Genomic DNA, 24,836 nt, shown 5'->3' on the forward strand with positions numbered 1-24,836 from the left:
ACGGGTTTCGGTTCAAACTCTTCTCGCTTTCGGCGCTCATTCCGCCCTGCGACTTGAGATGCCCCGCGCGCCTCACGCCGGCTGCGGAACAAAGGCGGTCGCCCTCATTCGCGATGACGCTCCAGTCGTACAACATCGGGACCATTTCCGCGGAGGCCCACGCCGAGTGCTGATCGGCATAGTGCGGACTCGCGGGATGGCTCGACGCGCCGTGGAACAACCCAGGCGCAGTCGTTCCAGTTGCCGACGTCGAAGACGTAGCGCGCAACGGCGCCGTAGGTTGAGACCGGACCACGCCCAAAAGCATCCATCGGCCATGACGGTGTCGTTGTCGCCGCCGACCGGATGCCCGGCGGTTCGAGCTGCTTGACCGCCTGCGGGAGAGCCGAGGATAACGGATGCGCCATGCGGACGTGATGCAGGTCCGACCACGTCGTGCCGTCGTTAATCCCGGCCGCGCGCTCGAGCGCCGTCGTCAGCGCGCGATCCCAATCCCAGCCGCGGAGGAAGGCGGTATCATCGTTGCGCAGCCATGACGGCAGCGTGGGCGACGAATTCGCGCGCCGTGAAGCTTTGCGTATCGGCATGAACGCTCGCCATGTCGGCGACGGTCGCGGCCGGGAGTTCGGCTAGCCGCTCGGCGATGCGCTTGGCCCGATATGGAGGATGACAATCGGTGCACAAATAGTCCGGATGATCGTCGGCGACGACGCGATTGTTCGCAGTGACCAGAAAGCCGGCCGGTGGATCAAAGGTGCGCGGCAAATCCTCCCACGTAGCCGACGCAAACGCCCGGGATATTCCAGGCCGTGGCGAGCACGACGTATTGCAGAACAATGCTGGAACTCGCGAAGGGCAATTCTCGCGAACGTCAGTGGCGCAGGGTAATGCGCCCCATCTGTTCGGGTTCGCAACGAAGGCCGCTCTACCTGGGGCCTACCGTCCCCCTTTTGTTGCCTGCAGATCTTTGACAGGAAGCGATCGCCAGTCGCGACGTTGCATGACCATCTCGCGCACTGGGTCGCAGCAAATCGTAGGTTGGCGTACAAAAGCGTACGATTGGTAGCGGGAGAGCGCTACCGCCTTTCCCCACACCAGCCAAACCTACGATATCTCATCCGGTCCCTCGAATGAGACAATTCGCGAGCGCTGGCGAAACCACTCTTAGCGCCGTTGAACGGCCGCCAACCGCAGGTCGTATGAAAGCGGGTCTTGTCGTGGTAGAGCAAAACGGAGATGAAGCCGGTGACACGATCCAGGTGATAGGTTCAAATCGGTAGAGTCGAGATGTGGCGCGGTGGCTTTAGGTTCGGACATCGCATGAGCGCTATATCGACGCGACATGCGCTCTGCCCTCTGAGCGGCCTCCCGCCATTCGAAGCTGCTTGCCGGCGACACGCTTTGTCCTTGACATCTCGGCAATCTGAAGCGCCAGTTCGAGGGCCTGGCTGGCGTTCAGTCGCGGGTCAACCGCTGTCTGGTATCGCAGCGACAACGACTCGTCCGTGATAGACCCGGCACCGCCTGTACATTCGGTGACGTCCTCGCCAGTCATCTCGAAATGCACACCGCCCGGATGGGTGCCCTCGGCCCGGTGCACGTTGAAAAAGTCAAACACCTCGGAAACGATTCGATCGAACGACCGCGTCTTGTAGCCCGACCGCGAGGTGACGGTATTTCCATGCATCGGGTCGCAGACCCAGACGACGGTCCGCCCTGCTTCGCGGACCCGGCGGAGCAGCGGCGGCAGTTTTTGCCTCACCTCGTCGGCCCCCATGCGCACGATCAGCGTCAGCCGGCCGGGCTCGTTGTCGGGATTCAGGACGTCGATCAGCCGGATCAGGTCGTCGGGTTCAAGGGAGGGGCCGCACTTCAGGCCCAACGGATTCTTCACTCCGCGTAAGAACTCGACATGCGCTCCGTCAATCTGGCGTGTGCGGTCTCCGATCCAAAGCAGATGACCTGACACGTCGTACCAATCGCCAGTGTCACTGTCGATCCGGGTCAAAGCCTGCTCATAAGGTAACAGCAACGCCTCGTGACTGGTGAAAAACTCTGTCGCACGAATCGCCGAGGTGGTCTCCTCGGCGGCGCTACACGCAGCCGCGAACTCCAGCGCTTCGTCGAGCCGGCTGACGAAGTTTTCGTAGCGCTCCGCCCAAGGCAGCCGTGCAGCAAAGCAGAGGTTCCACTGTCGCACCTTATACAGATTGGCGTATCCGCCCTGGGAGAAGGCGCGCAGCTGATTCAGGGTCGCGGCCGATTGGTTGTAGGCCTGGATCATGCGGGCGGGGTTGGGCACGCGTGACATCTCATCGAAATCGGGGGCGTTGACGATGTCGCCGCGATAGGCTGGCAACGAAACGCCTTCGATGACCTCCAGCTCAGCAGAGCGTGGCTTGGCGAACTGTCCAGCCATGCGGCCAACTTTCACAACTGGCAGGCCGCCGCCGAAAGTGAGGATAACCGCCATCTGCAGCAGCACACGGAAGGTGTCTTGGATCTTGTCTGGATGAAACTCGGCAAAGCTTTCGGCGCAGTCGCCGCCCTGCAGGAGAAATGCCCTACCCTCGGCTACGCGCGCGAGCGACGCCTTGAGCGACCGCGCCTCGCCGGCAGAAACCAACGGCGGATAATTGCCCAGAATCTGCTCCACCGCGGCCAGCTGTCCGGAGTCGGGGTATTGTGGCATCTGCCTCACTGGCTTCTTCCGCCAGGACCTTGGAGTCCAACCATCCGAGGGAGCAGACGCATCTGAAGCCGACAAGTCGGTAGCGCGAATATATTGAAAATGATCGCAGACCGGCACCTTCAACCACACGTCGTTCATCTGCGGGCTCCTTATTACTGGAATGCAGTCTTACGAGTCTTGTCGGCAGATCGAGAGGCGGAGCTTGGTCGCGTAGCGGCGCGCAAGCTTGTGGGACACAAGCACCGCTCGGCCTCTGTGGAGCGCGCTCACGCCGCTTCCGCAGATCGCGGGAAAGCCGACCGATCCGTTGGAACAGGAACCTGCAATCGAAGGCGCTCTTCCCCTTCCTGGAGAATGACGTCAGGTCCTCCCGCCCGATCCGACATGACGATCTCTGCTGTCGCAGGCAGCCTGATGTTCTCGTATCGCGCGAGGCCGCCTGCCGGATCGCCGCATGAGGCAAGCTCTCTCGCCAGCACCTCGGCGTCGAGGATCGCCTGTCCGGCACCGTTGGATCCAAGAGGTACTAACGGGTGGGCCGCATCGCCGAGAAGCGTCACCCGGCCAAAACTCCACCGCGGCAGCGGGTCTCGATCCATCATCGGGAATTGCAGGATCGTGTGCGCGTTGCGGATCAACTCGGGGACGTCCAGCCAGTCGAAGCGCCAGTCCGCGAAGACCTCGACAAAATCCTTCGCATCCCCCGGGCAGTTCCAGTCCCGCTTGCTGCAGAAGTTCCCCGGGTCGGGGACCTCGACTTCGGCCACCCAATTGATGAGCTGCGTCCCGTCGTCGTAGTTGCGAATGGGATAGATCACCATCTTGCCGACCGACGGCAGCCCGACGCGCACCATGGTGGCGCCATCGAGAAATTTGGGGCGGCGTGTCACCCCGCGCCACATGAAGACTCCGGAATAGCGGGGGGCGCCTTCATCGGGATAGAATTGCTTGCGGATCTTCGAGTGAATCCCGTCGCACGCGACGACGATTCCCGCGCGCTGCGGTTCGAGTTTTTGACCGGTTCGACGATCCCTGAAGTTCAAACACAGCCCGTCGTCATGCTCCGACGAAACGCCGGCACACTCCCAGCCGGTTCTTATTCGGTGGGGTCCGAGACGTTCGCGTACTGCGTCGAGCATCACCGCCTGCAATTCTGCGCGATGGATCGAGAGTTGCGGCCAGGTTTCGCCGGCAAAGTGCCCGACGGGCACCTGAACCAGCGAGCCGCCGCAACGATCGAAGTAGGCACTCGACCGGGTGGTGATCGCGCGCTTCTGCAGTTCCCTTTCCAGTCCCAAGCCCGCCAACACGCGCATGGCATAAGGCAGAACATTGATGCCGACACCGACCTGCTGAATAACCGGCGTCGCCTCGTAGATCGTCGAACCGATACCCGCCTTCTCGAGCGCCAAGGCCAGAGAGAGGCCGCCGATGCCGCCACCAACGATGATCACGTCACTCATTCTCGTCTCCTGCTTCTCGCAATAACCGTCTGATCAAACCATCCGTGTCGCTCACCGATGGGCTCTCGAATCATTGGTCCGCGTCGGCGGCCATCAAACCGCCGTGCGAAGGGAATGGTGACGCGGGTCGCCGCCATATTCAGGCTCGCGATCGTTGCTTTCGTGTCGAGGCGCGTCCGGCTCGTCCGCCGCGTAAAAATAGAGATCGGTGTTGGCGGAGAGGATGAAGCCGGAATAGATGTCCTGGATCGCAGCCTTGCTGAAGTGCTGCGCCTCGTGCTTCGTGGCCACGAGAAGCGAGACATAGCGGTCGATCTCGCGCTCTTTCCACGCGACTTCCTGAGCCAGCAGAGGCCACGCACTCAGCAGTTGCTCGGCCGTCAGGTCCTCGGGGCGAGTAGGTTCGACGCCTTGCTGCGCCTTGTAGACAAAACGCTTGGCCTGGACATATTCGACGTGGATCGACGCCAGCAGCTGGCGCGGATCCTTGATGTCGTTCGGCCGGAGGCCATCTGCCAGTGCGATCACCTCGCGCCATTCGGGGAGCGAACCGGTCAATGTCCGCCAGGCAAGCTCCATGCGCGTGCGCGCGGCCGCGTAGGCGATGTTCTTGACATAGCCGCGGAAGGCTGCATCTGCCCTGTACAGATCCTGCAGATCGCCGACATCCCGTGTCGCCAGCAGGCCCGCGCCGATCAATTCATGATGCACGCCACTCAACATCAGGGCCCGCGTCCATGGGATCGCGCGAATGGCATCGGGTCGCGATTCCAGTTCCTGCACGTCGAAGGCCCGCGACGGAGGGCGGGTGCTCTTGCTGTTGGCGCGAACGATGTCAAAGCGCGCGATACCGCGCAGCAGCGCCGGCAGCAGCGGGTGCTCGAAGAAGCGCTGCTTGTAGAGCCGGACGATTGCGATCCAGTCGACCCGGGAAACGCCATTCGGTCCGCCGCCCCGAGACGGCTTTGCGATGCCAAGCGGCGGGCGGCGCATTGCGTTCGCAAGGAGGAGATCCCGCAGGCACTGGTGTGCCATCACGGGCGTCAACAGATGACTGCGCATCTCCAGAATACCGGAGAGCATGTAGCGCACATCGCGGCCGGCGAATGCGTCAAAAGCCTCGAGATTCTCGGCGATCGGCCCGTTCGAGCGAGCATGCTCGTATCCGATCACGATGCTGGGCACGACTTCTATGCCAAAGCGGCCGGCGATCGCCCGATGGCGCTTGGCGATCTGCATATTCGCGATATGCATCGCCTTGCCGCCCTGCTTGCCGGTGTCGCTGGGCCCGAACGTGATGAACTGCCGGTGTCCGCGCAGCTCCAGATGCTCCCGATAGACCGGATTGGCGTAGAGATCCTCGACCTGCTGTAGCATGGAATCTGCGCCTGCGAGATCCTCGGGCTGCAGCGCGATATCGACACCGTTGCGGTGGCCGGCGGCCGCCAGCAGGAACAGCAGCGCCAGGGGCTCGTCGATGTTGCCGGCCTCCGCGATTCCGTGGATCGTAATCCGGTCGCCATATGTCTTCAGCAGTTTGAGGGTGTTCAGCGTATTGAGGGCGTTCAGGATACGAATGTGCGCGCGATCGACATTGTAGATGTCGATGTAGTCCCTGCCCTGGTAGTGAGCTGCCTTGTCGTGGAAGGCCTGACCGTTGGCGTCCCAGAAGCGCCGCCACAACTCCTCGGGCAGATCCTGACGCTGGCCCTTGCACCCATGCAGCCGGGAGAGAAGCTCGACCCTGTCGGCCGTTGACAGGTCCGCATAGCAGGACGGTCTGCCGGGGCCGAGCGCCCCGGCGATCAGGCCAGGCGGAATAATGCTGTCCACCACCTCGGTGAACATGGCTGCGTTCTGACGGAATTCGATCTTGAGATAATGGAAACCGAAGACGCCGATGCGCAGCATCAGCGCGCGCACGCGCTCGTCAGCGCAATAACCGCTTGCCTCCAGCTCCGCCAGAAACTGCGACGAGGTTAAGGCTTCGGGGTGGACGGAATCGAGCCTCTCCGCGAGCTTCCGGAACAATTCCGAAGCCGGATGGCCTTCGGCGATCTCGGCAAGGTCGCGCCGGTAATTGGCGCGAACGGCTGTCTCGAGTGCAATAATCAGTCTTTCGGTGTGCGCATCGGTGTCGTGCGGGCGCCCGTCGCGATCACCGTAGAGCCAGGTGTAGGGCCTGAGGCAGCTTTCCAGATCCGCGGGATCGATCCCCTGCCTCGCGAGCAGGCTGCCCGCCTCCTTCAGCGCCAGCGGCAGCGCCGCGTACACGCTGTCCGCGTAGAACAGCTGCGTTGCGATGAGGTCGACGTCCTCATCGGACCAGATCGCATCCCACAGGGTCTGGAGCGCATCGTTGACGGCGCTCTCCGACGAGTCACTGTCCAAAACTTGTTCCAACACTTGCACCAGGCCACGAAGGCCTTTGACGACCCTCGCGCGCAAGAACTCCGTCTCCTGGCAATGCAGGCCGAGCTCCATGCGCAGAGGCGCGCTCGAGCCGCGCGATGGCCAGCATTCGGTTGGATCGAGGATGGCCACATCGCGTCGCTGGCGGTTGAGACAGGCCTGCAACGATGCATTGATCAGGAGCTGCCGCATCAACGCGACGCGGAGCATTCTCATGTCGCGCGGATCGGGAGATTGCTCCTTGACTGCTTTGGCTGCGCCGCATGCGCCGGATATCGGACGGATCGATGATTGCGCGCCATAGATCTCGCTGAGATCGGCTTCAGTGATGACGACGGCGTCGCCATCCGAGAGGACGTCTTCTCTGAGAATTGAAATGAACACGTTCCAAACTTGATCGAAAAGTCGTTTCGATGCTGCAATGCGAGACGCACCATTCGGTAGCGCTGACGGGGCCTCTATACTTATTATCGTATCGTTTATTGGAGATTTTACCGTCTTTTTGATCACGTCATGCGCATACATAGTCTTGATTCCTCTCCGGTCTCGCGAACTACGGCTGGATTTAAGCAGCGATCGATCGATGTTTCGATTTATATTGCTTTGGCTCTCTTGCGGCCACTGGTTTAAAACTGGATTTACTCGGTTCTTATTGCAGCTTTACTTGAATTGAGATGCCGCCGATTCATGCGACAATCTCATCTCAAGGGTGATGAAACGTTACCAAATATATGCGTCGCGTCAATTGAATGCGATGCACAAATCTCGGTTTGGTTGCACGAATTGCGGGCGTCGCACTGCGCGTGTTTTGCGCATTGCCGCCAAGCTGATCAGAGCGAGCATCGACCAATCGCCTGACGACAGCGTGCTCCTCGCTCGAACGGAGAGTCTTCAAACAGCGAACGGCTTGATTGCGCAGGAGCCTGAAACTCGCGGCGAAAATCGACATCCGCGTGCGCGATCCCGACGCGTCGGCAACGCGCGTTCTGCACGGGAGGGCAAACGTGCGATGCTCGATAGCCGGCATATCCACACGGCAACCGGAGAGGCTTGCGACGAGATAATGCGATCATTGCCGGCGATGCGCGGCATGGATCACGCCTGACAGACATCAAAGCGTCCCTATGGTGCTGCACGGCTGCCGAAACGACGACCGTCGCAATCACTGTTCGGTTGTTGCCTTGTGCAGGTAGGCGATCAGATCGTCGCGGTCGCTCTTCTCGGGCATGCCTGCAAACGGCATGCGGTTGCCGGGCACGAGCGTCTGGGGTTCAGCCAGGAATCGATCCAGTGTCACATCGTCCCAGACGAGACTGCTGCGGCGCATGGCGGGCGAATAACGAAACTGCTCCTGGCTGCCTGCCCTTCGGCCGAAGATCCCCGCGAGCGGCGGTCCAAGGGTTGCCCCCTCCTGTTTGGTGGCGTGACAGGCATGGCATTTCTCAAACAGGCTTTCACCCTTCGCCGGATCCGCGGCCCGGACGGCGCTCGCGCCGGCGAGGACGAACACGCATGCGACGAACCATTGGCGCACGAGGTCCTTCATGATGTTGCCCCGATCAGGTGTGCAGGAGCGGGCCCGGATCCTTCAGATACTTCGTCCGGATCGCGTCAGCTGCCCAATAGGTCAGAGCCCCGACGGCGCCCGTCGGATTGTAGCCCGAGTTGTGCGGGAAGGCGTTGGCGCCCATGACAAAGACGTTGGGTACGTCCCAGCTCTGCAGGTACCGGTTGAGCGCGCTTTTGCCGGGATCATGTCCGGCAATCGCGCCTCCGGTGTTGTGCGTGCTTTGATAAGGCACGATCGAATAAGGAGCGCGGCGTGGCGTCTTGGGGCCGAGATGGGTCGGCCCCATCGCGCGGGCGATGTCATGTGCGACGGTCGTCAGGTGGGCCGAGAGCTTTTCGTCGTTATCGGTGAAGTTGTAGGTCATCCGCATCAGCGGCAAACCGAAGGCGTTGCGATAAGTCGGATCAAGATCGAGATAGTTGTAGCGACTGGCCATGTTCGAGCCTTGCACCGACATCTGCAGTGTGTGGTTGTACCAGCGCGCGGTCGCTTTCTTCCATTCCGTTCCCCAGCGAGGGGTGCCAGGCGGCACGGCACGCTGATTGATCGGACGTCCTCCCAGCGAAGCGCTGTAGATCGAGGCCCCGCCGATGTAACCCACCGGTCCGTGATCGAAATTGTCGCCGTTGAAATCATCGATGACAACGCCCAGCGACCCCGCCCCCATGAAGGGATTGAAATTCCTGTCGTCGAAGAACGCCTGCACGACCGTGGCCACCTGGTAGCAATAGCCCTTCCCCACGGTGCCGGTGTCGCTGACCGGGTCGTAGGGCTTGCCGATGCCGGATAACAGCATCAGGTGCACGTTGCCGAAGCCGTACGCGCACAGGATTACAAGGCTGGCTGGCTGCTCGAATTCCTCCCCCGTCAGCACGCTCGTGTAGGAGACCCCGGTTGCCCGCTTGCCATCCGGAGCGAGGTTGACACGCGTGACCCAGGCATACGGCTTCAGCGAGAAGTTCTTGTTGCGAAGCGCGGCCGGGATCACCGTGATATGCGGGCTGGCCTTGGCATTGGCCTCGCACCCGAAATTCTCGCAGAAGCCGCAATATTGGCACTCGCCAAGCTGGATGCCGTCGGGATTGGTGTAGGGTCGGCTCATATTGGCCGCCGGGCGCGGGAACGGATGATAGCCGAGCTTGTTCGTCGTCTCCGTGAACATTTCGCTGGCGAGGCTCGGCTTGAGCGGAGGGTTCGGATACTCGCGCGCACGCGGCCCCTCGAAGGGATTGCCTCCCTCCTGAATCCGGCCGGCGATGTTGCCTGCTTTGCCGGAGATACCCGCCACATATTCGAACTTGTCGTAGTAGGGTTCGAGTTCGGCATAACTCATCGGCCAGTCGGCCAGCTGCATGTCCTGCGGGATGAAGGATTTGCCGTATCGCCCCTCCACGCGGGAGCGCAGGGCATGATCATGCGGAGAAAGACGATAGGTCTGTCCATTCCAGTGGACGCCGGCGCCCCCCACGCCTTCGCCCGGCAGGAACGAGCCGAGCCTGCGCATCGGCAGCGCCCGTTCGGCCGGCTTGTTTCGAAAGGTGAGCGTATCGCGGCTGACGTCCATGAACAGCTCGTTGCGGACGGCATAGCGCAGTTCGTCACGGATCATCGGCACCGAGAAACCGGCGTCCGAGCGCGGCGCGCCTCGCTCCAGTCCGACCACGGTCAGGCCTGCATCCGACAGCTCCTTGGCCATGATGCCGCCGGTCCAGCCCATGCCGACGATGACCACGTCGACCTCCTTGAGTTTCGTCGTCATCGGATCGTCCTCACGAGAGATCGGCGATGCCGAGCGGTTCGACCGGATACGGCTTGCCGCGGAAATGCTCGATGTTCTCGGCATGCGCGGCGATGACACCGGGAAATCCGACCAGCTTCCAGCCCTGCTTGTTCTTGTTGCCGCCGTAGATCGGATCGGCGAACAGACCTTCCATGACGTTGGCATAGGCCATGTCGAAAAAGGCCTGGGCCGGGACCTCCTGCAGAGGCAGGCGTCCTTCGGAGAGAGCCTGCACGATCTGCTGGCGCTGCGCAGGTTGAAGCCTGTCGAAACTGGCGCCGTGGACGGCCGCGCAATGGGCTTCCACGGCGCGGATGGCGCAGCGGTAAAGATCGGCGGGTGGAAGCGGCAGCTGATAACCCTGCTGCGCTGTGCCGGCAGCCCAGGGACCGAGCAGATACATCCGCGCGCCCCGGCCCCAGGCACCGGCGAGCTGCCGATCGATATAGATGCTGATGCCGAGCTCCGTTCCCGAGGGCGTGAGGTCGTCGGCCGGAATCAGATGATCAACGAAAGCCTCGATGAATGCCACCTCGTTGAGATCGAAGAACTGATAGGATCGCGCCGCCGCTGGTGGCGCCTCCGCAGCAGCGGAAGAAACGGGAATGGCGACCCCAACACCCACGGCTCCCGCCATCGTCAACACGTCGCGCCGAGCTATATCCACCATATTGATCTCCCTGCTCTTCTTGCGGCCGGATGTGCGGTGCCTTGTCGTCGCGGGGCGTCAGGATGCGTGGAGCGAGACATCACCCGCGACGAGCGACCAGATCTCTTTCTTCAATTCGCCCCATGCAGGGGACAGCTGAACATCGATATTGCGCGGCCGGTCGAGGTCGTTGGTGATGACCGCCTTGATCTGGCCGGGATGAGGCGACATCACGACGATCCGATCGGCCATGATCAATGCCTCATCGATGTTGTGCGTGACCAGCACGATGGTTTTGAGGCTCTCCCGCTGAATGCGGCTCAGCTCCTCCTGAAGAACGTGACGCGTCATGGCGTCGAGCGCCCCGAACGGCTCGTCCATCAACAGCACCTCCGGATCGGCCGCCAGGCTGCGCGCGAGCGTCACGCGCTGCTGCATCCCCCCTGACAACTCGGCCGGATAATGATCGGCAAAGCCGTGCAGTCCGACCATCTCGATGAACCGGCCGGCGGTGCTCCGGCACTCGTCGGCAGGCAGGCCCTTCATACGGGGGCCGAACTCGACGTTCTTGCGAACCGTCCGCCACGGAAACAGCGCATAGGACTGGAACACCATGCCGCAGCGCGGATCGATGCCGGTGATCGGGCTCGATCGCAGCAGAATGTCTCCCTGCGACGGAGGCGTAAAACCCGCGAACATGTTCAGCAAGGTCGACTTGCCGCATCCTGACGCGCCGAGAAGACACAGAAACTCATGCTCATACACGTCGAGATTCACATCACGCAACGCCAGAACGTCCTCGTTCTGGCGCACGGAAAACGACTTGCTGACGTGTTGTGCGGAGAGAATGACAGACATCGAAACGTCCTTTGTCGCGGAAGTCGGGGGATCAGCTCTGGCGCTTGTGGCGCTCCCAGGGCAGCAGAGCGCGCTCCAGCCTGTTGGCCAGGAGATCGGCGACCAGCACCGTGGCGGAGATGCTGACCATGCCGACCAGCACCAGCGCGAGATTGCCCCAGTCCTTCGCCGACCAGATCAAAGCGCCGAGGCCATTCTGGGCCGCGACCATCTCGGCCGACAGGACGCAGGACCAAGCGATGGCGAGACTGACCTTGAGACCGGACAGAATGCCCGGGAGGGCACCGGGAAGAACGACCTCCCTCATGACGGCAAACTCGGAAGCGCCGAGGTTTCTCGCTGCCTTGATCAGGATGGGATCCACCCGCTTGGTGCTCTCGACCGTGTAGAGCAGGACGTAAATCCAGGACCCCATGAACACGATAGCGACCTTCTGGGCCTCGCCAATGCCGAGCCACAGCATCGTGAGCGGGATCCAGGTGATGGAGGGCAGCGGGCGCAGCAGCGAGATCAGCGGATCGAGCAGCGCCTTCGCCGGCCACCAGCTCCCCATCAGCACGCCGAGCGGGATCGCGATGGCCGCAGCCAGCGCGAAGCCGAGAAAGACCCGCACCGACGACGCGGCAATGGCCCACCACAGCTCGTGCGTGGCGGCGACGGCAGCGGCTTCGCTTGCGACCTTGAACGGAGATGGAAGAAACAGCGGCGAAACCCAACCCCGCTCGGTCACCAGCGCCCAGCTGATGCAGAAGGCGAACACGCCGAGGATGTTGAGCAGGATGATCGGTCGGTCACGAAGACTCGAGCGGCGCTTCTGCTTCGTCCGGTCGGGCGGCGCCACGAGATTGCTGGCCATATTACGTGCCGACGTCATGTCGCTTCTCTTTCCATCAAATTAAGCCGCTGGGAATGCCGCTCCGCTCGCGCGGACCAGCCAGACTTCACAGTTCAGGAACAAACGACGTGTTCTCCCATTGCTTGACCTCGGGAGCGCTCTCGATCTTCTTGTTGCGATGGAGCCAAAGCGACAGAAACTGCATCTGCTCGGTATGTTTGTTCATGTGCTCTCGCCAGCCTTTCGAGCCGTAATATTTGAAGTTCTTGATGCCGGCGAGCACGACGTCGGGTGGTTGCCGGAAAAGCGGCGCGACGGCAGCGGCTGCGGCTTCGGGATTCTGGTTCACATAATCCGCCCCGCGCATGATCGCGGCCGCGAGCCCGCGCGCCTGATCGGGATGCTCCTCCACGAGCTTTCGGGAGATGATCAGGATGTCCGGCGACGACATCGTGCCGAAGCGCTTGTAGGTCTCGGTGTCGGCGTCGGTGCCGAGAAGCTTTCCATCCGGTGCCGCCTTCTTGAGGTTGTCGAGCAGCGGTTGCCATACACAGGCCGCATCGACATCGCCGCGTCCAAGCGCAAGCGCCATCTCATTGGGCGACAGATTCACGAACTGGACGTCCCGCACGCTCATGCCGGAGTTCTGAAGCAGGCCGTCCATCGTCACTTCGGCCGACGTGTTGGCGGCGACCTTCTTGCCCTTGAGGTCGGGAAAGGATTGGAAGCCCGCCCGTGCCCAGCATCCTTCGCTGCCGGGAGAATCGTCGACATTGGCGAAATAGAAAAAGCTGTTGTTGCCGCGCGCCATTTCGCTGATCACGGCGGAACGACCGAGATTGCTGAACGCGACGGAGCCCGCGGTCAGGGCTCGGATACGGTCGCTCGAACTCAAGATCACCTGGACATTGACGTCCAGGCCTTCGTCTTTGAAGAAGCCCTTCTCGACCGCGACGAGAATGGGGACTTGGCCCAGCCAGGTGACGGAGCCGGCAAAATCGAGCTTGGGCATGGGGTCTGCGGCCGCCGGACTCCAGGGGACCTGCGACACCAAGATCGCGCCGATCACTGCCGCCCAGCCGAAAATCCCCGTGGATGTCCGCATCATTCGTCCTCCAGCCCACACCGCTTACCCGTTCCAAGCAAATCGCAGGCCAATTATGAAACGGTTCCAAATGAGCATCCGAAATTGCCGATGTGCTGGATCACGGCGCATTTTCACGGGGGACGTCGCCGTCTGGCGTTGCCGGGCGCATGGCCCTCTCACCGCGACCCGATCGGTCGCTCAATCTCTGCGCATCGTTGCAACGATTGTCATCACAAAGGCCGGCGCCGCAGCGAGCTCGTTCGTTTGGCCAACACTCATCGCTGCGCTTTCACACGCGGCACTGAGCGCATGGTCGTATCGCCGTGCAGTCGCGCCAGCTCTCCGGAGATGAAACGATGAAATGAGATCCGGTGGCGCTTGTCGGCGGCGATGCGCACGCAAGGTGATCGACGACGCGTTCCATGCGCGGCCTCGAACAACCCGGTTCCTCAAGCACGCCGACAAGCGGGCACATGATGTGCGATCGGGATCTGACCTCGCTCGACAGCTCGCGTGGTCAGCTCGCGGCGTGTCGGCGGCTCGTACGTTGAGAAGCTCTGTGGGTGCGCGCCCAGCGGCGTTCGTGCCAGACGTCGATGCGATCCATCCATTTCCGCTGAAGCGCCGCTCCGCTGGCGATGGCCTTGGCTCCCATCGGCCAACGCGGACCATCCTGCGAACCGACGACAGGGAACGCGAGTTCGCCGGAATGCGCACCGGCAGCCCGGCGCGCGAGGTCGCGGCCGAGCAGCGGGCCAAGAGCAAGACCACGCCCGCTGAGGCCGAGCCCGACCATGATGCCTGGCGCCGCTTCTATGATGCGCGGGTACTGGTCCGGCGCCATATCGATCCAACCGCTCCAGCTCGACTGCCAGGTCACGCGATCGAGGTGCGGGAAAAGTCCGGCAATGCGCGCTGCGGCGTGCTTGAGATTGGCGCCGCCGGTTGAAAACATCGGCCCCTCGATGGTCACCACAAGGCGCCCGTCTCGGGTGACGCGAACGCCGGACGGCAGGCGGCGCGTATCGGTCAGCGCTCGTCCGCCCGGGAGGATCGTGCTTGCGATCTCGGCGCGGAGCGGCTCGCTCGCGACCTGGTGGACGCGGATCGGAAGGACGTGAGCGCCGACGCCGGGCGCCAGATCGTTGCGATAGGCGTTTGTGCAGACTAATATCTTGTCGGCAATCAATGTCCCCGAGCCGGTCTTCAACTCCCAACTGCTTGCACCATGACGACGAACCGCTTCTGCCGGCGAGCCGCAGAACAGGCCGACACCGTTCATTGCCGCGGCACGCGCGAGACCGACGGTGAATGCGAATGAGTTCAGCGTGCCGCCGCGGTGATCGAGCAGCGCGCCCGGATAATCCCCGCCGCCTATCGCCTGTGAGGTCTTGTCCCGATCGAGAATGTCGACGGTCGATCCGCGCCTCTGCCAAAAGGCCGCACGTTGCGTCAGGCGTTCGAGACCTTCGGCGGAATGAGCCGCAAAAATCAGCCCGCCTTGCACCGCCTCGCAGGAGATCTGATACGTCTTGATCAATTCGAAGACAAAATCGGGGCCGCTGGCGGCCGCCGTGACCAGGCGCTCGCCCAGAATTTCGCCGAACAGCTTCAGCGCGTGCCCTGGTTCATGCTTCAGGTAGGGAACAACTTGGCCAAAGCTCCGCCCGCTTGCGCCGGTGCCGATCCCATTGGCTTCCACCACGGCAACGGTCATTCCGAGTCTCGCGGCATGGAGCGCCGCCGACAAGCCCGTGAGCCCCGCCCCGACGATCGCCACGTCAGCCCGTTCGCAGCCTGTCAGGACTCGGGTCGGAGGATCGTCGACACCTGTCCTGTAAACCTGGGGCAGCGAGGTTTCATTGTCATGCAACAACCCATCTCGCATAGCGCTCTCCTTCTCCGAAAACATCACGGCAGGCTCTTGGGAGGGAGAGCCTGCGGCCGATTGGCCAGGGCATGATCGAGCATGAGCAACAGAGGAGGAGCGGCCCAGGTCATCGCGAGAGCCAGCAGGGCGACAGCCTCCATTCCGACAAGCTGCCCGTCCGGCGCAATATCGAGCAGGAACGGCGCGCTGGCTGCTCCCGCGGCTTGCGCAAGATTGGTGACCGCAGCGATGAGGGATTGAAATGCCGCGCGCTCGGCAACGGCCGGCACCCTGGTCACCCAGGCTTGGTTGACCGTGCTGCGCACCAGTTGAAACGCGATGACAAGAGCAAACAGTGGAATCACAGGCAAGTCGATCACTCCGCGGCCGATGAAGACGACCCCCAGCAGGCCGGTGGTCACAACGGCGACGGCAATGGAGACCGACGTTGCGCCGAAGCTGTCGACAAGGCGACCTGTCAGCGGCATCGCCAGCACGCTCACGATGCCGCCCAGCAGATAGACATCGGCCAGGCGCGCAGGCGAAAGGCCGGCATTATGGACTGCGAAGATGGCCAGGTTCGGCGAGATCAGCAGAGCCGCATAGGACGCGCTTGCGATCAGCATGAACGCGAGAATACTGGCGCGCGCAGTGACAAGCTCAATCATGGCGGCATGTTGCTCGGACCAATTCCACGTGCGCAATTCGGCCAAGTGCTGGCGTTGCGCGCCGATTTGCCAGCTGACGATTCCAGCCAGAATGAGCGTGATGACAGCAATGCCAACGAAGTTCATCTGCCAGCCCATGTCCGAGGCCGCGACTATGACCCCCAGTGGCAGCCCGGCGATCAATGCCAGCCCGTAGGCGCCGATCAATATCCCGACCGCCGCGCCGCGCCGTTCCGGCGGCACATTGTCCGATGCGATCGCGATGAGCAGCCCCCACAAGGGACCGGCAAACAATCCGGCAAGAGCCCGCATGACAACGAGCCCGACGATGTTCGTCGCCGTCGCGCAGACGGCTGTCGTGGCGACGAAGCCGAGCGCGCAGGCAACCAGCGCGATGCGGCGGTCAAATCTGTCGAGGAAACCGGCCGATACGAATCCGCCGACAGCAGCGGCGATCGAATAGCTGCTGCCGAGGAAACCGACTTGCTGAGGTGGAAATCCGAGACTGTCCGCAATGAACGGGCCCAGCGGAAAGATGATGATGGAACTCAAGGCGACCACGAACGCGACCGTGCTGAGCAGGACGATGGTCTGCCGTTCCGAAAGCCGGGGTCGACCGGTCACGGCCATGCCTCGCGCCGAACTAATCAGACGGCCCTGCTGCGAATGGTCATACAGACCCACGGGGACTCCTTGTATGGCGCTCGGCTGCTTCGGGAGAACCAGAGGTGCCGAACGCGCGAGCGGATGATGCGGGGTCGAGGAGCCGGATCGGTCAGGCCACGGCAGCCGCCACGTCGATGCGTTCAAGCTGCGCGCAGGCCGCGGTGATCCGTTCCAACCCCTGCTCCAGCCGCTGATTGGACGCCGCATAGGACAACCGGAAATGTCCGGGCATGCCGAATGCGGTGCCGTGCACGAGCCCGACACCGGCTCGATCCAGCAGATACAGCACGAAATCCTCGTCGCTGGCGATGACGCCTCCATCCGGACGCCGCGCCCCGATCAATTCCGCACAGGACGGAAACACATAGAAGGCTCCCTCCGGCTTGTGGCAGATGATTCCATCGATCGCGTTGAAGCCGTCGACAATCATGTTGCGTCGTTTTTCGAACGCAGAGACGTGCCCGGCAATGAAATCCTGAGAGCCGTTGAGAGCCTCCAGAGCGGCAGCCTGACTGATCGACGACGGGTTCGTCGTCGAGTGGGACTGGATGGCCGCCATGGCCTTGATGAGTGGGCGTGGCCCGGCGCCATAGCCGATGCGCCAGCCGGTCATGCAGTATGTCTTCGATACCCCGTTCATCGTCAGGGTGCGATCATAGAGCTTCGGCTCGATCTGCGCGGCGGTAGCAAATTCGAAGTCGCCGTAGGTCAGATGCTCGTAAATGTCGTCGGTGAGCACCCAGACATGCGGGTGACGCACGAGGACGTCGGTGAGCGCCTTGAGCTCCGACCCCGTATAGGCCGCGCCCGACGGATTGGACGGAGAATTGAGGATCACCCAGCGTGTCCTCGGCGTGATCGCCGCCTCGAGGTCCGCCGCCGCGAGCTTGAAGCCCCGCTCCGCCGCGCACGGCACGATCACGGGCGTTCCCTCGGCAAGCAACACGATTTCCGGATAGGAGACCCAGTAGGGAGCCGGAATAACGACCTCGTCTCCAGGGCTCACGCTCGCGATCAACGCATTGTAGACGACCTGCTTTCCCCCGGTGCTGACGACGACCTGATCACGCTCATAGCTCAACCCATTCTCGCGCCGGAATTTGTCGGCGACCGCATCCTTCAGGGCGGGCGTCCCATCGACGGCCGTGTATTTGGTCTCGCCACGCGCGATCGCGGCGGACGCGGCCGCCTTGATGTGGTCCGGGGTGTCGAAATCGGGCTCCCCGGCAACGAGGCTGAGAACATCCCGGCCGGTAGCAGCCAGAGCCGCCACACGAGCTGACAGCGTGACCGTGGGCGAGGGTTTGACGCGCGTGAGGCGCTGAGCGACTTGGAACAAGTTCATCTCCCAAAATGCCTGAACGGCACCGATTATCATCGCTTTCGCAAATCTGTCAATGAACCGTTTCCAATCCGCGCCTGAATCCCCGCGTCTATTTCATATGGTCTGTTCATTTCCGTGCTAATGGGCGCGATAGCGCCTCCAGGCGCGCAAGAGGCTGCCAGAGGGGGATCCGGCCAATGGGAAAGGCAACGAAACGCACTGTCACTATTCGCGATGTCGCGGCGGCAGCCGACGTCGCCGTCGGAACGGTTTCCCGGGTCCTGAACGATCATCATTCGGTCACCAAGCCAGTACGCGAACGCGTCCAGAAAACGATTCTGACACTGGGCTATCAGCGGAACGCCATCGCTCAGAGCATGCGCAGCTCCCGAACCAAGATGGTCGCCTGCGCCATACGCGACTTCGACATTCCGGCATTCGCCAGCTACGTGAAAGCAGCGGAGGCAACCTTCCGGAGTGCCGGCTACACCTTCATCCTTGCAAGCACTGCAAATGCCAAGGACGTCGAGCTCTCTCTGCTCCAGACATTCACCCAACGCCGCGTCGACGGCGTGATGATGACGATGAGCGACGAGACCGACCCCGATCTCGTCTACGCAATCACCAACGCCGCCATGCCGGTTGTGCTGATCGATCGCGAACTCGTCCAATCAGTGGATAGCGTTTCGGCCGATCACCGGTCCGGCGCCCGTCAAGCCACCGAGTACCTGCTGTCGCTTGGCCATCGCCGTATTGCGCTTCTGGTCGGTGACCCGAAGGCTTATCCCTCCCGCAGCCGCATTGAAGGCTATACGGAGGCTCATCGAGCTTTCGGGATTCAGGTTGATCCGCACCTCGTTCGCGACCGCCTGCTCTCAAACGAGGCGACGTTTCGCGAAACCGCGGCTCTGCTCGGCCGCAGCGAACGGCCAACGGCGATCTATGCCGCTGGTCTCGACACGCTGTCCGGGCCCTTGCGCGCGGTCCGCACAGCCGGCTTGGTGGTGGGAAAGGACATCTCCATCGTGGGCGGAAACGATTCCGATCTTGCCGAGCTCAACACGCCGCCGATCACCGCGCTGCGCTGGGACCGCTCTGAAATGGGCCGCCATGCCGCCGAAATGCTGCTCGACAGGATCGACCAGGGAAGCCAGTCGCCGCCCCGCCGCATCCGGCTCCCCGTATCGCTTGTCGTCCGCGGCTCCTGCAGACCCATTTGAGAAGCCGTGCCAATGTCAGCCGCAGGGCCGATAATGAAACTGGTTTCAAATTCAAATGAAACGGTTCATTGACACCACTGATCTGACCTGCAAGGATCGCTCATATCCAGAGTCCTTGTTTCTTTGTCTTTCGGAGCATCGGATGCAGCATCCTAGGATTGGCTTTGTTGGTTTTGGTGAAGCCGCGCAGTGCTTTGCCGCGCACCTGACAGCGCAGGACGTGGGACCGATCCTGGCTTACTGCAACGGACAAGTGAATCGACCGCCCTATTCCGAGGCCTTCGTCGCCCAGGCTGCCCGATGCGGCGTGACATTGGTCGACACGCTCGAGAGCCTGTCCGACATGGACGTGATCTTTTCGGCCGTGGTCGTCGCCGTCGCCGGGACGACAGGGGAAGCGATTGCGAAAATCATCAGGTCGGGCACGCTGGTCATCGACATCAATGCCTCGACACCGACCACCAAGAAGCGCGTGGCAAAAGCCGTCGAAGCGCGCGGCGGCCTGTTCGCCGACGCCAATCTGATGGGCGCAGTCAGTCTCTATAAGGCGACCGTCCCGCTCTACACGTCGGGCAGCGGGGCTGCGCGATTTGCCGAAGGATTTGCGCCGTTTGGCTTCACAATCGACGTTGCGAGCCCGGAAGCGGGCGTAGCGGCCGCGGTCAAGATGCTGCGCAGCGTGGTGACCAAAGGAATTGAAGCGCTGGTGGTGGAAGCGCTGACGGCTGCTTCATTGGCGGGCGTCCGGCAGGAAGCTCTGCGCGGCATCTGTGACACGATGGATGCGACAACGTTCAGCAAGTTCGTTGACATGTGCATCCGCACGGATGTTCTGCACGCCGAACGCCGGGCAGTCGAGATGGAAGGTGTGCGCGACGGTCTGCAGGAGCTCGGCCTGGAGCCTGTCATGACCGAGGCGGTTGTAAAGCGGCTTCGTCTGTCATCGGATTCAGAACTACGGAGCAACTTCGCTGCGCGCCAGAACTATAGCGCTGACGATGTACTTGACGCATACCGTCAGAAGATTGCGTTGTAGCTCTGACCAGGGTGACGTTGGGCCCTCGCCACCAGCGTGACGCTGGTCCACGAGTTCTGAAACCCCGCTGGCAGTCTGTCCATCTTCGCACGGTTCGAAGGCCGGCTCGTCCTCGCCAACCACCCCTGAGAAACGTGTGGCAGACAGCGCCTTCAGGAAGAAGACCTCCGGCGGGCACGCCGGAGGCCTCCTTGGAGATTTAACCTGTTGGAGCCTTTGTTCTCCTTCCGTTGATTGATGAAAACTTACCAGTTGCGCTGAGCGCGGAGCAGCATAACGACGGAGTCCTGATCCTTGAGGTCGTAGGTCGCAGCCGGCTTGGAGGGAACCGCGATCGTGGCCGCCGGGGTCACCGTTCCAGCATACTTCTGGTCGAGGTGGGTCCAGGCGAGATCAGCCGAGAACGTCAGGTTCTTGACCGGGGTCCAGCGGGTGATGATGCCCGCCTGGCCGATCGCGAAGTCCGGGTTGCAGGACGTCACGCCAGCCGCAACACCCGCGGTGAACACGCCACCGGCGCCGCAAAGCGTGGTCTTGGCCAAGGTGCCGAACTGCGCCTGACCGTAAGCGCCGTAGACCGAAGTGTTCCAGTACGGATCCCAGTTGTGGGTGTAAGCGCCGCGGAAGCCCCAGCTCTTGACGGTCTCCTGCGAGCTACCCGCGACGTACACGGTGTCCGGAGCGGAAGCGAAACCGACGCTGCCGTAGTTGCCAGTGCTCGTGGTCCCCCACATCGAGAAGGTGCTGCCCGCCAGGTTCTGGAAGTTGTAGCGGGTTGCGCCGTCGGTATAGACGCCCTGGATGTTGATCGTGTCACCCGCGCCGGTCGGGATGTTCTTGATCGACAGAGCGAGCTGAGCCGCCCAACCCCACTTGTCGGAGGGATGGCCAGTGGCTTCCGACGCGCCGTAGTAGCCGACGTGGTTGTCATGCGCAGCCACCGACGCCTGGAACAGACCCCAGGCCTGGTCGACACGCAACGCAGCGACGAGGTTCGGCGAACGCGAACCACCGAGGGCGTTGGAGCCATAAGAGCCACCGATCATGCCGGCCGCAGTTGCGCCGGACATGTTGACATTGCCGGCCTGCATGTAGGAGGTCGGATCTTCCGCCGAGAACGACGCCGTGATGCCCTGACCGAAGTCAGCGGTGTAGGTGAACTGGAGGATACCAGTGACCGTGCCACCGCCGCCGACGAGGTTGTCGAAGTTGTTGCCGGGATAGTTGGTCCAGGGCGTGTCGAACTGCGACACGGCCTTACCCATGGTGAAGCCAGCGAACTGGATGAAAGCGTAGTACACGCCGAGCGAACCGGCCGAGGTGTTGCCGTCCGTGCCGTTCACCGAGCCCGAGCCCGAACCGAACAGGCCCGTGGTGGTCGCACCAGGGTTGGTGGCAGCGGTCAGCGCGCCACTATAGGCAGTGGAGCCGGTGCCGCTGCCGGTGCCAACATAGTTGCCGGTCGTCCACGAGAAGACGCCATCGAAGAAGGTGCGGACCACGCCGTACTCGGTCGCGGTGCGCGTGTCGATGTTGAGGTCTTCACGAGCTTTGGCGGTGTAGTAGTTGGTCAGGCGATTGTTCGAACCATTGGCGCCCTGGCTCGAAACGTTCAGGTTGCCACTGAAGTCCGAGTTGGTGCCGAGCGTAGCGTCGACGCGCAGGTAACCGCCGAGCTTGATGCAGGTGTCGGTGCCCGGGATGTAGTAGAATCCAGCACCATACAGCGAGCAGATCTTCACGTATTCAACCGCCTTGGCCTTTACGGGGAGATCGGCTGCGAACGCCCCTGAGACAGCCATCAGGCCGGCGGCGGAGCCGAGAAAGAGCGTCTTCGTCAACTTCATTAGTACCTCCAGGTCGGTTGCTGGGGCGCGACGCCTCGACGGACGCCGCTCTGCCCTGTTTAATTTCCGTTCAATTCAGGTCCGCACGTAGGGTCCGGACTGAAACGACACGTAGATCTCATTGAGATTGGTTTCGGTGACGACGACGGCGTCGCCATCCAAGAGCACGTCTTAGAGAATTTGAATTCTCTGAGAATTTGAATGAACACGTTCCAAATTCGGTCAAACAGCATTGCGATGCTGTAATGCGCGCCGCGATAATCATGCCCCCTTCGCCCTATCGCGCGACAATTTCATCCCAAAGGCAAATGAAACGTTACCAAATGTACGTGTCGCGTCAATTGAACGTGGTGCACAAATCTCGGTTGAGTTGCACGAAATGCGGGCGTCACCCTGCGTGTGTTTTGCGCATTCCCGGCTGGCTGCACGATTGCCGGCGATCGACGTTTCGTGATCCGCTGATGCCTGGCGCAGACTGAACGCCCGATCCGGCGCTGTTGTCGCGCGCCGCGCCAGGATCGACTTGCACGCAATTTTCCCGCAAAGCTGCGGTTGCGCGGGGGCGCTCGTAGCTTCTACATTGTCGTTGCGGGAGCAGCGAAGCAATCCAGAATCTCTGCGCGGTGACGGTCCAAACTCGCAATGACGGAGCAAGGTGCGGCGTCATCGGTCTTCGATTTGCATACGAAATCGCAGACACGCCTTCGCATTCTCGCGGCTGATTTCGCCCGACCTTCGCTCTCTTCTCACCCGCAGAAGCATCTTGTGTTACGTGCTATCGTAAGAGCCTCAGGCGTTTTGATCAGCCTCTAAGGTCTGCGGGAGAGTGGGGCGGCACGTCGCACCGCCCGTAGGCATGTCGAGAGGTACCCATGGCCGTCGTCGATTCCGACCTCGCCGGCAAGGTTCGTTCTCCTTACGGGTGACGCCTCGGGAATCGGCGCTGCGATCGTGCGGCGCTTTGCGCAGCAGAAATCCAATGTCCTGTTCTTCGACATCAGGCTGACGAGGGCCAACGCCTGGCACGCGAAATGTCGGATCAAGGTCTCAGCATCTCTGGCGAGCGATTACGGTCCCAATAATATTCGCTTGCTCGTGCCCGACGATCACGAAGTTCACCGTCTTTCCTCGCCCCCGAAGAAGCCTCCGCCTGCACCGCACAGCACTACATCGTCGATGGCGGCTGGGTGGGAAATGTCAATCTGAGTGACGAACCGTTTTGTTTGGCGGTGATATGGGGCTCAAATTCACATGTTCGCGCTGACAGAGCGCTACCATTGTTCGCAAGGGATCGTAGAAGATCAAAGGAAGGCGACCAAAATCGTAGAAGCTTGGTAGCGGGAGACCGCTACCGCTTTTGCCCACACGGCGCAAATCTGCGATATTTCCTCCAATCCTCCGCCTAAACGCTTGGTGTGTGGGGCCTCGCATACGAGGGAGCTACGGGCCCCGGCATGAGAGCCCTATCGGTTAGCCGGACCGACGAATGCTGCATATCGCCAATGGCTGGATGGCGACAATGCCGCTCTCATGAGAGCCAATGCGAATTCCAGGCGCAGATCGGGGTCAATGTCCGCTGAAGTATTGTCGACAAATTCTGATAGCGCATCAGCCAGCTTGATGTCTAAAGGAACAAACGCAACCGTCCGTCGCCAAAGAATCTCGAATAAGGCCTCGGCGCGAAGCTTGGGCTCCAACAAGTCAAGCGCAGCCTTGCGCACCAGCCAGTGGGCATCGCCAGCATATGCTATCGATTGCCGAAGGTGAGCCGGGCAGATCAGCCAGCCGAGATAGTTTTGGCAATCCGTCTTAAAGAGAGGAATCGTCTTTTTCAGTAGATCGGCCGCGAACTCATGATCTTTGTGAGCGCGCTGATGCGCGTCAACGCCGGCCTTCGCGAGTGGGAATTCATTGTAGGCAGTCAATTTCCATACATGCTTCGGAACAGGTTTCGCCTTGCGCAGCTCATCGATAAAGATCTGGGTTGCCGTAGCATGCTGACGGTTCGGCGCCAGCTTCTCAACCAGCGGTGCAAAATCAATCGGCGCAATGTTATGAACTTCCAAATACTTTCTGGTTGCTCGTTCCAAGCGCAGATTGCCCGCAAGATAAATGCGACGTGCGCTACCGCCGAGATGATCGCGCACCCAGCCGGCCCATTGGAGGAAGTTAGGATCATCGCCGGAGAATCCGATCAGGCACAGTTCGTTTTCGATGAATACCTGGCGAGCGAGGTTGACAAAGGCCGCGTGTTTCACGGGATACGTCCGGTAGTCTTCTTCCGCGAAGATAAGCGAGGCGCGACGGCAATATTATTACCATTCCTTTCTCGTCGAGCAGCCCGACCTGAACTGGCGAAATCCGGACGTTCGCGCGGCGATCGCCGACGTTATGCGTTTCTGGCTTGATCGGGGCGTCGACCGCTTTCGCGTCGATGCCGGTGCCGTCCTGATCAAGGACGATTTGTTGCGCGACAATCCGCCGACCCCGGAGGCCGAGGGAAAGCCGCCGCCGTAGCGTGAAACGCCTGTTTTCACCGACCACCGGCCGGAGGCGATGCAACGCATCGAGGATATTCGGACCGTGATCGACGAATATCCAGGGCGACTGTTATGCGGTAAGGTGCTGGGCAAGACCGACCGCATCGGCCATTTCTATGGCAACGAGCGGCCGCGCCTGCATCTGCCGTTGAACTTGGCGTTGCTCGATTCGCCTTGGGATGCTCTGTCGCTGCAAGCGGCGATCGAGGCCCATCTCAACGCTCTACCCCCGCAGGCTTGGCCCGTCTGGGTCAGACGGGGGCATGACAAGCCGAGAGTTGCAAGCAAGATCGGAGGTGCGCAGATGCGCATCCTGGCG

General features: G+C 61.7%; 18 protein-coding genes and 1 pseudogene. 4 read left to right on the plus strand and 15 right to left on the minus strand.

Annotation, left to right across the window (positions count from 1 at the left end; all coding sequences use genetic code 11):
* Positions 1-104: 104 nt before the first annotated feature.
* The 13 genes from IVB29_RS12265 to IVB29_RS12325 form a co-directional block, all read right to left on the minus strand.
* On the minus strand, positions 105-587 hold the full coding sequence (locus IVB29_RS12265) for a penicillin acylase family protein (protein WP_247503631.1): 483 nt from the start codon (positions 585-587) through the stop codon (positions 105-107).
* A gap of 740 nt (positions 588-1,327) precedes the next feature.
* Positions 1,328-2,830, minus strand: coding sequence for a 3-deoxy-7-phosphoheptulonate synthase class II (locus tag IVB29_RS12270; protein ID WP_256466882.1), 1,503 nt, complete (start codon positions 2,828-2,830; stop codon positions 1,328-1,330).
* 128 nt (positions 2,831-2,958) lie between these two features.
* Complete coding sequence (locus IVB29_RS12275) at positions 2,959-4,155, minus strand: FAD-dependent monooxygenase (RefSeq protein ID WP_247503632.1); 1,197 nt, start codon at positions 4,153-4,155, stop codon at positions 2,959-2,961.
* Positions 4,156-4,248: 93 nt separating this feature from the next.
* The gene (locus IVB29_RS12280; protein ID WP_247503633.1) at positions 4,249-6,951 is read right to left on the minus strand and encodes a phosphoenolpyruvate carboxylase; all 2,703 of its coding nucleotides are present in this window, start codon (positions 6,949-6,951) and stop codon (positions 4,249-4,251) included.
* 778 nt (positions 6,952-7,729) lie between these two features.
* On the minus strand, positions 7,730-8,113 hold the full coding sequence (locus IVB29_RS12285; RefSeq protein WP_247503634.1) for a cytochrome c family protein: 384 nt from the start codon (positions 8,111-8,113) through the stop codon (positions 7,730-7,732).
* A 13-nt stretch (positions 8,114-8,126) separates the two neighbouring features.
* Positions 8,127-9,833, minus strand: a complete 1,707-nt coding sequence (locus IVB29_RS12290; RefSeq protein WP_346731282.1) for a GMC family oxidoreductase — start codon at positions 9,831-9,833, stop codon at positions 8,127-8,129.
* 73 nt (positions 9,834-9,906) lie between these two features.
* A complete protein-coding gene (locus tag IVB29_RS12295) occupies positions 9,907-10,587 on the minus strand; it encodes a gluconate 2-dehydrogenase subunit 3 family protein (protein WP_247503636.1) in 681 nt (226 codons plus the stop codon).
* Positions 10,588-10,644: 57 nt separating this feature from the next.
* Positions 10,645-11,424: an ABC transporter ATP-binding protein gene (locus IVB29_RS12300; protein WP_247503637.1), complete on the minus strand. Its 780-nt coding sequence runs from the start codon at positions 11,422-11,424 to the stop codon at positions 10,645-10,647.
* A 31-nt stretch (positions 11,425-11,455) separates the two neighbouring features.
* The gene (locus IVB29_RS12305; protein WP_247503638.1) at positions 11,456-12,298 is read right to left on the minus strand and encodes an ABC transporter permease; all 843 of its coding nucleotides are present in this window, start codon (positions 12,296-12,298) and stop codon (positions 11,456-11,458) included.
* Between the two features lie 67 nt (positions 12,299-12,365).
* The gene (locus tag IVB29_RS12310) at positions 12,366-13,367 is read right to left on the minus strand and encodes an ABC transporter substrate-binding protein (RefSeq protein WP_247503639.1); all 1,002 of its coding nucleotides are present in this window, start codon (positions 13,365-13,367) and stop codon (positions 12,366-12,368) included.
* 496 nt (positions 13,368-13,863) lie between these two features.
* Positions 13,864-15,258 carry an FAD-binding oxidoreductase gene (locus IVB29_RS12315; protein ID WP_346731283.1) on the minus strand — a complete coding sequence of 465 codons (1,395 nt, stop codon included), beginning with the start codon at positions 15,256-15,258 and terminating at the stop codon, positions 13,864-13,866.
* Positions 15,258-16,568: an MFS transporter gene (locus tag IVB29_RS12320; RefSeq protein WP_247503641.1), complete on the minus strand. Its 1,311-nt coding sequence runs from the start codon at positions 16,566-16,568 to the stop codon at positions 15,258-15,260. The genes IVB29_RS12315 and IVB29_RS12320 overlap by 1 nt, the downstream gene beginning before the upstream one ends.
* Before the next feature lie 91 nt (positions 16,569-16,659).
* Entirely contained in the window at positions 16,660-17,889 is a 1,230-nt protein-coding gene (locus tag IVB29_RS12325) for a pyridoxal phosphate-dependent aminotransferase (RefSeq protein ID WP_247503642.1), read from the minus strand.
* Positions 17,890-18,071: 182 nt separating this feature from the next.
* Between IVB29_RS12325 and IVB29_RS12330 the strand changes: the two genes are divergently transcribed.
* Both IVB29_RS12330 and IVB29_RS12335 read left to right on the plus strand, forming a co-directional pair.
* A complete protein-coding gene (locus IVB29_RS12330; RefSeq protein ID WP_247503643.1) occupies positions 18,072-19,094 on the plus strand; it encodes a LacI family DNA-binding transcriptional regulator in 1,023 nt (340 codons plus the stop codon).
* Between the two features lie 142 nt (positions 19,095-19,236).
* Positions 19,237-20,130 carry a DUF1932 domain-containing protein gene (locus tag IVB29_RS12335; protein ID WP_247503644.1) on the plus strand — a complete coding sequence of 298 codons (894 nt, stop codon included), beginning with the start codon at positions 19,237-19,239 and terminating at the stop codon, positions 20,128-20,130.
* A gap of 245 nt (positions 20,131-20,375) precedes the next feature.
* Here IVB29_RS12335 and IVB29_RS12340 read toward each other — a convergent pair whose 3' ends face one another.
* Positions 20,376-21,977, minus strand: a complete 1,602-nt coding sequence (locus IVB29_RS12340; RefSeq protein ID WP_247503645.1) for a porin — start codon at positions 21,975-21,977, stop codon at positions 20,376-20,378.
* A gap of 1,463 nt (positions 21,978-23,440) precedes the next feature.
* A complete protein-coding gene (locus tag IVB29_RS12345) occupies positions 23,441-24,235 on the minus strand; it encodes an SIR2 family protein (protein ID WP_247503646.1) in 795 nt (264 codons plus the stop codon).
* Between the two features lie 31 nt (positions 24,236-24,266).
* Between IVB29_RS12345 and IVB29_RS38490 the strand changes: the two genes are divergently transcribed.
* Together IVB29_RS38490 and IVB29_RS38495 are read left to right on the plus strand one after the other, a co-directional pair.
* Entirely contained in the window at positions 24,267-24,494 is a 228-nt protein-coding gene (locus tag IVB29_RS38490) for an alpha-amylase family glycosyl hydrolase (protein WP_346731284.1), read from the plus strand.
* 39 nt (positions 24,495-24,533) lie between these two features.
* Positions 24,534-24,836: pseudogene (locus tag IVB29_RS38495) on the plus strand (alpha-amylase); the annotation flags it as partial.

The organism is Bradyrhizobium sp. 1 (assembly GCF_023073315.1).
Taxonomy (GTDB): Bacteria; Pseudomonadota; Alphaproteobacteria; order Rhizobiales; family Xanthobacteraceae; genus Bradyrhizobium.

Bases quoted from the DNA above. Each gene is read 5' to 3' on its own strand.
- IVB29_RS12265 (WP_247503631.1), bottom strand. From the start codon at position 587: ATGCCGATACGCAAAGCTTCACGGCGCGCGAATTCGTCGCCCACGCTG.
- IVB29_RS12270 (WP_256466882.1), bottom strand. From the start codon at position 2,830: ATGAACGACGTGTGGTTGAAGGTGCCGGTCTGCGATCATTTTCAATAT.
- IVB29_RS12275 (WP_247503632.1), bottom strand. From the start codon at position 4,155: ATGAGTGACGTGATCATCGTTGGTGGCGGCATCGGCGGCCTCTCTCTG.
- IVB29_RS12285 (WP_247503634.1), bottom strand. From the start codon at position 8,113: ATGAAGGACCTCGTGCGCCAATGGTTCGTCGCATGCGTGTTCGTCCTC.
- IVB29_RS12290 (WP_346731282.1), bottom strand. From the start codon at position 9,833: ATGGCCAAGGAGCTGTCGGATGCAGGCCTGACCGTGGTCGGACTGGAG.
- IVB29_RS12295 (WP_247503636.1), bottom strand. From the start codon at position 10,587: ATGGTGGATATAGCTCGGCGCGACGTGTTGACGATGGCGGGAGCCGTG.
- IVB29_RS12300 (WP_247503637.1), bottom strand. From the start codon at position 11,424: ATGTCTGTCATTCTCTCCGCACAACACGTCAGCAAGTCGTTTTCCGTG.
- IVB29_RS12305 (WP_247503638.1), bottom strand. From the start codon at position 12,298: ATGACGTCGGCACGTAATATGGCCAGCAATCTCGTGGCGCCGCCCGAC.
- IVB29_RS12310 (WP_247503639.1), bottom strand. From the start codon at position 13,367: ATGATGCGGACATCCACGGGGATTTTCGGCTGGGCGGCAGTGATCGGC.
- IVB29_RS12315 (WP_346731283.1), bottom strand. From the start codon at position 15,258: ATGTTTTCGGAGAAGGAGAGCGCTATGCGAGATGGGTTGTTGCATGAC.
- IVB29_RS12330 (WP_247503643.1), top strand. From the start codon at position 18,072: ATGGGAAAGGCAACGAAACGCACTGTCACTATTCGCGATGTCGCGGCG.
- IVB29_RS12335 (WP_247503644.1), top strand. From the start codon at position 19,237: ATGCAGCATCCTAGGATTGGCTTTGTTGGTTTTGGTGAAGCCGCGCAG.
- IVB29_RS12340 (WP_247503645.1), bottom strand. From the start codon at position 21,977: ATGAAGTTGACGAAGACGCTCTTTCTCGGCTCCGCCGCCGGCCTGATG.